Below are 8,910 nucleotides of genomic sequence, written 5' to 3'. Positions count from 1 at the left end.
ACAATTGTTGTGACACGGCAAACCTCTATCTTTTGTTCTGCGCCCAATGTAAGTGTCACAAAACAATAAAGCCATAAAAAATGCGCTTCAAAGTGGATATTCGCTGCAAAGCTCGCCATTTTGTGGTTAGAATCCACCATCAATTCGCTAAACAACAGTCAATGCTATGAAAATCGGTCTATTTTACGGCTCTACCACTTGCTACACAGAAATGGCAGCAGAGAAAATCCGCGCTATCATTGGTGAAGAGCTTGTTGATGTTCACAACGTTAAGGAGTCACCACTCTCCCTAATGGAAGATTATGATTTTCTAATTTTAGGTATATCTACCTGGGATTTTGGTGAAATCCAAGAAGACTGGAATGAGTTATGGGATCAAATCGATGGCGTGTCGCTAAGTGGCAAAACCGTCGCGCTGTTCGGCTTAGGCGATCAAGAAGGTTATGGCGAATGGTATCTGGATGCTATGGGTTTACTTCACGACGAGTTGAAGAAGACCGGAGCTAACTTTGTTGGCTACTGGCCGAACGACGATAACTATGAGTTTGAAGCGTCTAAAGCACTCACTGAAGATGAAAGCCAATTTGTTGGTCTTGCTCTAGATGAAGACTCTCAATACGAACTCAGTGACGAGCGCATTGCTACTTGGGTTGAGCAAATTCTAGTTGAGTATCAAGAGACGCTGTAGAAACGGATGCGGGAACGGGCTTCGCCCTACGGAGAACTGTCAAACTAAAGTTGATCCACTTTGCTTGAGGTATAAAGTCCAGTTTTCTCGTAGCTAAGCGTTCCATAGAGCGCAGCTCGTTCGCGAAGGACGAAGTCCGATCCTATTGCTAAGGACGCAGTCCGTCCCTATACTTTCCCCAATCAAACACTAAGCCCGGATCGGTCTTTCGCAAAGGGGCAATGTACTGGTGGGCAGTAATACGAGGCACAGTAATCTTTGGATAGCTTACTTGGATCTGCTGAGTAAGCTTAGTTAACGCTTGGTACTGCGCTTCAGTATAAGCGACATAATCACTTCCCTCTAGCTCAATCCCTATCGAATAGTCATTGCACCTTTCTCTTCCAGCAAAACTCGACGCACCGGCATGCCATGCTCTGGCAGTGAAAGGCACGAACTGAATCACCTCTCCATCACGTCGGACTAGACAGTGGGCTGAAACACCCATTTTATGTATTACACTAAAAAAAGGGTGCTCATCAGGGTCAAGTTGCCCCGTAAAAAACTGTTCAATGTAGGGACCACCAAACTGACCAGGCGGCAAACTGATGTTGTGTATCACTAAAAGCGAAATATCACTGCTGTCTGTGCGTTGGTCGAAGAAAGGCGAAGGCACATGCCGAGCTTGGCTATACCAGCCATTTTTATCTATCATTTGTGGGCTCATGATCATGACTCATCCTGAGATTTTATCCCTTTGGCGATGAAATGCGAGAATAATGGCTGAATTTCACTCTCAGTCAGCGTATCATTCCCACCTCTTGTTCAACTGCGTATTAGATTTGCGATGAAAAACACACATAACAGCCAAGAACGCCTCGAATATTTGAAACAGCAACTTCCTTTAGAGATTACCCGTGCCGTAGCGGATACAATCAAGGAAGATCTTGGTGGAACACTTGACCCTGCTGCTGATATTACCGCAAGTCTGATCCCTGCTGACGCACACAACGTGGCGACCATTATTACCCGTGAAAATGGTGTGTTCTGTGGCAAAGCCTGGGCTGACGAAGTGTTTAAACAACTTGGCGGTGAAGTTAGCATTGAGTGGCATGTGCAAGATGGCGATAAAGTAGAGCCAAACCAAGTGCTTTGTACACTAACTGGCCCAGCAAGAGCGCTGCTTACTGGTGAGCGCAATGCAATGAACTTTATTCAAACGCTGTCTGGCTGTGCGACTCTTGTTGCTCAATACGCAAAAGAGATCGAAGGCACTGACTGTCGACTGCTAGATACGCGTAAAACCATCCCAGGCCTGCGTAGCGCTCTGAAATATGCCGTCGCTTGTGGTGGTGGATACAACCATCGTATTGGTGTATTTGATGCGTACCTAATCAAAGAGAATCATATCATCGCCAATGGTGGTATTACTCAAACCATCAAAACAGCCAAAGCGCTTAACCCTGGTAAGCCCGTTGAGGTCGAAACAGAGAGCTTAGAAGAGCTGCAAGAAGCGATCGATGCCGGGGCGGATATTATCATGCTAGACAACTTCACGACCGACATGATGCGTGAAGCCGTTAAAATTAATGCAGGCCGTGCAGCACTCGAAAACTCGGGGAATGTTACCCTAGAGACGATACGTGAATTCGCAGAAACCGGTGTTGATTACATCTCGGTTGGTGCGCTAACTAAGCACCTGAGAGCCATGGACTTGTCGATGCGCTTTAAATAAGCATGACTATTTATAATTGTGAGAAAGAGGCTTAGTGCCTCTTTTTTGTATCTAAAGCTTTGCACCAAATTTTGTCCCTAGTCTTAATCTCCCCCTCGCTATTGATGCAACCAAGTAGTATTTTTTCCTAAACCACTCGGAAACCAAACCAAGCCGTATTTTCGCTCAGGTGCTCGCTACCTATTCTCTCCTTTGTTATCACAATCGTTCGATGGAGAGGAACAATGCAAGCAATACCAAGCAAAAAACTGTCAGGTTTTACCCTAATCGAGCTGATGATAGTCGTGGCCATCATTGGTGTGCTCGCAACTATCGCTATGCCTGCTTATCAAAACTACGTTCGACAATCTGAAGCAGCATCCGCTTTAGCGACACTAAAGGGGTTAATATCTCCGGCAGAAGTCTTTTATCAAGCCAACGGCACCGCCTCAGCCGCCACGCTAACCAATCTAGGAATTACCGCTGACTCCAACAGATTAGGCGCCATTGCCTCGTCCATCGTTGGCGAAGACTCTGATGCAAAACCGAACCTAACATTCACCTTTGGCGCACGGAGTTCAATGGGCAGCAGTGATACAATTACCTATGAACGTGACGCGGAGACAGGATGGTCCTGTCAAACTGCAGGAGCCGTTCCACAACTAGATGGTTGCTCCCAATAGATGAACAGTCGCTTACCTGCCGTTCTTCGCCAAGCTTTGCTAATCGACCATGCTCAGGAAGCAAGGCTGAGCGAAGTCATCGACGACTCAGAGCAATCCGCCCTAGAAGCCATACTCAAGCTAAATTGGTTTAAACCCCACGAATTGACCGCCCACCTTTCACACCTTTTTGACCTTCCGGTGATTGATTTCACTAACTATGATTACCAATCGGTATGTCGGCAGATTGGCTTAAAAGATCTCGTCATCAGGCACAACGCAATCCCGATACGGCAGAGTGACAACCAACTATTGATTGCCGTTAGTGATCCAACAAACTTAGCCGTTGAAGCGGATTTTGGTTTTGCGACCGGCAAACAAATTGAGGTTGTACTGGCCGAAGCTAAAACGCTACAAGGTGTAATACGTCGTTTGTACGGCAGTGCGATTACGCTGGATGACTCGACATCACCGATCGAGGTGAAAGCGAATGAGCTGTCCAGACTAATAGACCTCACAGAAGATGAGATAGACACCGGTGACGATCTCAGTGGTGACGATTCGCCCGTAAGCCGATATGTTCATCAGGTTTTGCTCAATGCGGTCAGAAAGGGAGCGTCTGATATCCATTTTGAACCCTATGAGTCTTCCTATCGAATCCGTTTTCGCTGTGATGGCCTGTTAGTAGAAACTGAACAACCGAGCCACACGTTGAGCCGACGCCTCTCAGCTAGGCTAAAAATTCTCGCTCAACTCGATATTGCTGAGCGCCGACTCCCCCAAGACGGTCGAATGAAACTGCAGCTTAGCTCTGAAACGTCGATCAATATACGCATTTCAACGCTACCGACCTTGTGGGGTGAAAAGATCGTACTGCGCCTGCTCGACAACGGGCATACTCAACTTGGTATTGAGTCACTTGGTTACAACACAAATCAGCTAACTCTATTTCGAAATGCTCTTGCTAGGCCACAAGGAATGATCTTGGTGACAGGCCCAACAGGCAGTGGTAAAACCATCTCTCTTTACGCAGGGCTTAAACAACTCAATACATCACAAATCAACATATCGACCGCTGAAGATCCGATTGAGATCAACCTAACCGGTATCAACCAGGTACAAATTAACCCCAAAATTGGGCTCGACTTCGCCCAAACGTTAAGAGCTTTCCTACGTCAAGACCCCGATGTCGTTATGGTCGGTGAGATACGCGACCTTGAAACCGCTGAAATCGCCGTCAAAGCCGCCCAAACCGGACACCTAGTTCTCTCAACGCTGCACACTAACTCGGCCGCTGAGAGTATTGTACGGCTGCAACAAATGGGCATTTCTCCGTTTAATATCTCCTCCTCTCTGAATTTAATCATCGCTCAGCGGCTGGCACGTAAGCTATGCCAGCGATGTAAACAAGAACATATTCTTGAGCCAAGCATTTGCCAAAATTTGGAACTCGTAGAGGGCACAAAGGTATATCAAGCCAATGAGCAAGGCTGTAGCGATTGTTGCAACGGCTACTCAGGCAGGATTGGAATTTGTGAAACGATGAGTTTTACCCCTGAGATAGTCAGAGTAATCAACCAACAAGCGGATGCTTTCACGATTGAACAAACAGCCAAAAACCAAGGAATGCAGACGCTAAAACAGAGCGGGATAGAAACTCTGCTCGCAGGAGTCACCAGTTATACAGAGCTTCAACGCGTGTTGTTTCTGTAGGTAGGACTCGCAATGAATAAGCGCTCAGAAAACCAACTCAAAAAATATCGCTGGATAGGTATCAACAACAGAGGTAAACGGGTTGCTGGTAGCACGTTAGCCATATCGGAAGCGCAAATAAGGACTCAGCTTAACTCACAGTCGATTACCCTGAGATCTATAAAGCAGAAGCCAGTTTCCTTTGTTGCTCGACTTACCCAAGCTATCGACAAAAAGGAGATTACAGTCTTTACTCGCCAGCTGAGCGTCATGCTGGCAACTGGCGTCCCAATTGTTCAAGCCTTAAAATTCGTAACCCACAGCTATCAAAAACCGGCAATGAAAGCGCTACTTGCCCATTTAATTTCCGGGATTGAGTCAGGTCAGCCGATCGCCAATACCATGCAGAAAGCGAGCCCTTTGTTTGACTCCTTCTATATTGATTTAATTGCCACCGGAGAGCAAACCGGTAATCTCGCGGAGGTCTTCGACCGAATCGCCACCCATAGAGAAAAGTCGGAACGCTTGAATGCCAAAATCTTAAAAGCGTTAATTTATCCAACCGCAGTGATCGTCACTTCATTGCTAGTGACCTACCTTCTACTCACAGTCGTCATTCCGCAATTTAAAGAGATGTTTGATGACTTTGGTGCTCAACTGCCTTGGTTCACTCGTCAAGTGATTGCTTTGGCCTCTTTGGTCCAATCCTATAGCCTCCACCTACTCGCAGCAGTATTTATATTCTTAGTCACAGTTAAGCTTGCCTATACAAAATCTCACACCACCAAAAAGCTCATCAATCAGCTGCAGTTAAAAGCCCCACTGATTGGCAAGATGCTTACCAAGGCTTCTATTGCTAGGTTTAGCCGCACCCTAGCAACCAGTTTTAATGCTGGCATTCCAATTCTGACCGCATTGAAAGCGTCATCACAAAATACATCTAACCTGCAATTTCAAACTGGGCTCGAAATCGTCACGCGCGACACCACAGCGGGCGTACCGCTCTACATAGCAATGCGCAACTCTGGATTGTTCCCTGAGATGGTGTTGCAAATGGTCATGATTGGTGAAGAGTCAGGTCGCCTCGACGAAATGCTGTACAAAATTGCCAATATCTATGAGTTCGAAATCGATAACACCGTCGATAATCTTGGCAAAATCTTAGAGCCTTTAATCATTGTTTTCCTCGGTGTCGTCATCGGTGGACTGGTTATCGCTATGTACTTGCCTATCTTTAACTTAATGAGTGTCTTAGGATAAGATACACAACTCATCCAAATGAACCTTAACTAACTCGCAGACCCGTATATGGACGTTTTTCATTTCTATCCTTGGCTTTTCCCTACTTTAGCAACTGTGTTGGGTCTGATCGTTGGTAGCTTTTTAAATGTTGTTATTCATCGCCTTCCAATCATGATGGAGCGAGAATGGCGAGCAGAGTGCGCCGAAAGTTTTCCAGAATACAAGATCACGCCTCCAGAAGGGACATACAACCTTAGTGTGCCAAACTCTACTTGCCCGAAGTGCAATACGCCGATAAGACTGATCGACAATATTCCGCTAATGAGCTGGCTTATCCTCAAAGGTAAATGCCACCAATGCAGCAACAAGATTAGCGCCCGCTACCCTCTCATCGAGCTGCTAACTGCTGGGTTATGCTTTTTGGTTGCTCACCAGTTTGCATTCAGTTACTTCGCAGTGGCGTTACTATTTTTCACCTTCACTTTAATCGCAGCGACCTTTATCGACCTCGATACCATGCTGCTACCAGATCAGCTAACAATTCCGCTAACTTGGGCTGGGATCGCCCTTGCTCTGTTTGAAATAAGTCCAGTGTCATTACAAGATTCAGTGATTGGAGCAATGTCTGGCTATCTATCCTTGTGGTTAGTCTACTGGTTGTTTAAGTTGGCTACGGGCAAGGAGGGCATGGGATATGGTGACTTCAAATTGCTTGCTGCATTAGGGGCATGGCTTGGCTGGCAATACCTGCCAATGATCATTCTCCTCTCCTCTTTAGTCGGGCTTGTATTCGGTATCATCCAGGTGAGACTGAGAAGCCAAGGCATAGACAAAGCGTTCCCGTTCGGCCCCTACCTCGCCATTGCAGGTTGGATCAGCATGATGTGGGGTGACGCTATCCTCAACTGGTATTTCAGTAACTTTCTAGGAATCTAATATGGCACTGGTTATTGGCGTTACTGGTGGCATAGCCAGCGGGAAAACAACCGTCGCAAACCTATTTCATCAAGAGTTTGGCATAGAGATTGTCGATGCAGACGTGGTTGCTCGCCAAGTTGTTGAGCCCGAAAGTGAAGGCTTAAAGGCGATAGAACAACATTTTGGTCGAGAGGTTATTCAGCAAGATGGAACATTAGATCGCGCTAAGTTAAGAGAGATTATCTTTAGCCAACCAGAGCAAAAAGCGTGGTTAAACAACTTACTCCATCCAATGATTAGAACTCAGATGCTGGCTGACTTAGCTAAGGTTCAATCTGAGTACGCGCTACTAGTTATCCCGTTAATGGTCGAAAACAATCTCCAATCTTTGGCAGACAAAGTATTAGTGGTTGATGTCGACGAAGAAACACAAGTTCAACGTACCGTTGAGCGAGACAAGGTAGATGTTGAACAGGCGAGAGCTATCCTCTCTTCACAAGCGACAAGACAACAGAGACTTTCCATTGCAGATTATGTGGTTAAAAATAATACAGAAAACCAAAAACTTTTGTATCAAATCACAGAATTACATAAAAAGTTCCTAGAAATCACTAGGGCAAATCGGTGAGAATAAAGGTTGAACAACCTAGAGCTGCATATTGATGACCACTCACTATTTTGAACATCCGCTAAACGAAAAAACTCGCATCTACCTCCGTGTTGAAGCTTTGCTTAATCAACTGGAAGTTGCGGCTCAGTTTAGTGATGATATGCAGCATTTGATCTTCTATCGCTCGCTGTTTGATCTGTTAGAGATCTTCGAGCAAATCCAGCTCAAAAGCGAACTAGCTAAAGATATCGAAAAGCAGCGACTCGCTTATCGCTCTTGGCTCAACGTTGAGGGCGTCAATCAAGAGATGTTGCAAAACATCTTGAGTGAAGTGGATGCTGTTCATAGTGATTTAATGGGCGCAGAGCGCTTTGGTCAGAGCCTAAAAGAGGATCGCTTCCTCAGTGCCATTAGACAAAGATTCAATCTCCCTGGTGGCTCGTGCTGCTTCGACCTCCCAGCACTGCATCATTGGCAACACCTTCCACTTGAGAAGAAGCAAGCGGATGCATCACAGTGGCAATCAACCCTAAGACCACTTGCAGCAGCCCTGAAACTGTGGCTAAAACTCACCCGTGAGACGGGTCACTTCCAAGCGATTCAAGCCAACGCTGGCTTCTACCAAAGTGATGCTGAAGACGCCAATATTCTTCGCTTAGAGATTCCGATGCATTTTGGTGTGTTCCCAATGATTTCTGGTCATAAGAACCGCTTTGCTATCAAGTTTATTGAGTTTGAATCTGGGCAAGCTTCTGTCGCTAACATTGAGTTTAAGCTCGCTGTTTGTAGCTAACCACTCACTCTTTATCCGCGCTATACTAAGCCAATACGTCGATTTACGTTCAGAGAAACACCATGTCAAAAATTACCATCGTTCCTTGCCCACAATGTGGTCAAAACGTCACTTGGGGCGAGCAGAGCCCTTTCCGTCCATTTTGTAGTAAGCAGTGCCAAATGATTGATTTCGGCGAATGGGCTGACGAAGAGAACACCATACCCGGTGCACCAGATATGTCTGATTCAGACGGCTGGTCAGAAGAGCAGTATTGATAGTAAGGAACGCTGAGCTCAGAGGTGCGAGAGTAAATAAAGCTGATGTAAAAACATCAGCTTTTTTGTTACCTAACGAGCAACATTTTAGAGCGATATGCTCTGGAGTATTTTGCGAGAGCAAGAAGGAGGAACGGAGTTTACGCCAGTAAATGAGTACCGACGCCGCCGCTATCGTGAAATACCACCAGCATAGCGCCTAAAATATCGAGTAGGGTGAGGCGTTGCCGCCTCATCCCTCTCACAGAACCGTACGTACGGGCCTCGTATACGGCTCATGCACACTTCCATTCAGCATAATTGCTGAACACGTACCCTGTCCTTATATGCTCGAGGTTAACCAGACCAAGATCAT

10 protein-coding genes are annotated in these 8,910 nt (G+C 46.1%); 9 read left to right on the top strand and 1 reads right to left on the bottom strand.

Annotated elements, in window-relative coordinates; genetic code table 11:
* Positions 1–166 precede the first annotated feature (166 nt).
* Positions 167–688: a flavodoxin FldB gene (fldB, locus tag QTO00_RS09720; RefSeq protein WP_038207818.1), complete on the top strand. Its 522-nt coding sequence runs from the start codon at positions 167–169 to the stop codon at positions 686–688.
* 148 nt (positions 689–836) lie between these two features.
* Here the strand turns inward: fldB and ampD are convergent, their stop codons facing one another.
* A complete protein-coding gene (ampD, locus tag QTO00_RS09715; protein ID WP_331424566.1) occupies positions 837–1,382 on the bottom strand; it encodes a 1,6-anhydro-N-acetylmuramyl-L-alanine amidase AmpD in 546 nt (181 codons plus the stop codon).
* 132 nt (positions 1,383–1,514) lie between these two features.
* Here ampD and nadC point away from each other — a divergent pair, with 132 nt between their 5' ends.
* The 8 genes from nadC to yacG all read left to right on the top strand — a co-directional run bounded on the left by nadC (position 1,515) and on the right by yacG (position 8,555).
* A complete protein-coding gene (gene nadC, locus QTO00_RS09710) occupies positions 1,515–2,402 on the top strand; it encodes a carboxylating nicotinate-nucleotide diphosphorylase (protein WP_331424565.1) in 888 nt (295 codons plus the stop codon).
* Between the two features lie 224 nt (positions 2,403–2,626).
* Positions 2,627–3,064, top strand: a complete 438-nt coding sequence (locus tag QTO00_RS09705) for a pilin (RefSeq protein WP_331424564.1) — start codon at positions 2,627–2,629, stop codon at positions 3,062–3,064.
* The gene (gene pilB / locus QTO00_RS09700) at positions 3,065–4,756 is read left to right on the top strand and encodes a type IV-A pilus assembly ATPase PilB (protein WP_331424563.1); all 1,692 of its coding nucleotides are present in this window, start codon (positions 3,065–3,067) and stop codon (positions 4,754–4,756) included. It begins immediately after the preceding gene.
* Between the two features lie 12 nt (positions 4,757–4,768).
* Positions 4,769–5,995 (top strand): type II secretion system F family protein, encoded by a 1,227-nt coding sequence (locus tag QTO00_RS09695; RefSeq protein ID WP_331424562.1) that lies wholly within the window; start codon positions 4,769–4,771, stop codon positions 5,993–5,995.
* 48 nt (positions 5,996–6,043) lie between these two features.
* Positions 6,044–6,913, top strand: coding sequence for a prepilin peptidase (locus QTO00_RS09690; RefSeq protein WP_331424561.1), 870 nt, complete (start codon positions 6,044–6,046; stop codon positions 6,911–6,913).
* Between the two features lies 1 nt (position 6,914).
* The gene (gene coaE, locus QTO00_RS09685; RefSeq protein WP_331424560.1) at positions 6,915–7,523 is read left to right on the top strand and encodes a dephospho-CoA kinase; all 609 of its coding nucleotides are present in this window, start codon (positions 6,915–6,917) and stop codon (positions 7,521–7,523) included.
* Positions 7,524–7,557: 34 nt separating this feature from the next.
* Complete coding sequence (gene zapD / locus QTO00_RS09680) at positions 7,558–8,298, top strand: cell division protein ZapD (protein WP_331424558.1); 741 nt, start codon at positions 7,558–7,560, stop codon at positions 8,296–8,298.
* A gap of 62 nt (positions 8,299–8,360) precedes the next feature.
* Complete coding sequence (gene yacG, locus QTO00_RS09675; protein WP_331424557.1) at positions 8,361–8,555, top strand: DNA gyrase inhibitor YacG; 195 nt, start codon at positions 8,361–8,363, stop codon at positions 8,553–8,555.
* The last annotated feature ends 355 nt before the right edge of the window (positions 8,556–8,910 follow it).

The organism is Vibrio sp. M260118 (assembly GCF_036533755.1).
In the GTDB taxonomy this organism is placed as follows: Bacteria; Pseudomonadota; Gammaproteobacteria; order Enterobacterales; family Vibrionaceae; genus Vibrio.
This window is presented reverse-complemented; position numbering and strand designations above follow the sequence as displayed.

What these genes read in the sequence shown, in the direction of transcription:
- fldB (WP_038207818.1), top strand. Translation starts at nt 167, where the DNA reads ATGAAAATCGGTCTATTTTACGGCTCTACCACTTGCTACACAGAAATG.
- ampD (WP_331424566.1), bottom strand. Translation starts at nt 1,382, where the DNA reads ATGATAGATAAAAATGGCTGGTATAGCCAAGCTCGGCATGTGCCTTCG.
- nadC (WP_331424565.1), top strand. Translation starts at nt 1,515, where the DNA reads ATGAAAAACACACATAACAGCCAAGAACGCCTCGAATATTTGAAACAG.
- QTO00_RS09705 (WP_331424564.1), top strand. Translation starts at nt 2,627, where the DNA reads ATGCAAGCAATACCAAGCAAAAAACTGTCAGGTTTTACCCTAATCGAG.
- pilB (WP_331424563.1), top strand. Translation starts at nt 3,065, where the DNA reads ATGAACAGTCGCTTACCTGCCGTTCTTCGCCAAGCTTTGCTAATCGAC.
- QTO00_RS09695 (WP_331424562.1), top strand. Translation starts at nt 4,769, where the DNA reads ATGAATAAGCGCTCAGAAAACCAACTCAAAAAATATCGCTGGATAGGT.
- QTO00_RS09690 (WP_331424561.1), top strand. Translation starts at nt 6,044, where the DNA reads ATGGACGTTTTTCATTTCTATCCTTGGCTTTTCCCTACTTTAGCAACT.
- coaE (WP_331424560.1), top strand. Translation starts at nt 6,915, where the DNA reads ATGGCACTGGTTATTGGCGTTACTGGTGGCATAGCCAGCGGGAAAACA.
- zapD (WP_331424558.1), top strand. Translation starts at nt 7,558, where the DNA reads ATGACCACTCACTATTTTGAACATCCGCTAAACGAAAAAACTCGCATC.
- yacG (WP_331424557.1), top strand. Translation starts at nt 8,361, where the DNA reads ATGTCAAAAATTACCATCGTTCCTTGCCCACAATGTGGTCAAAACGTC.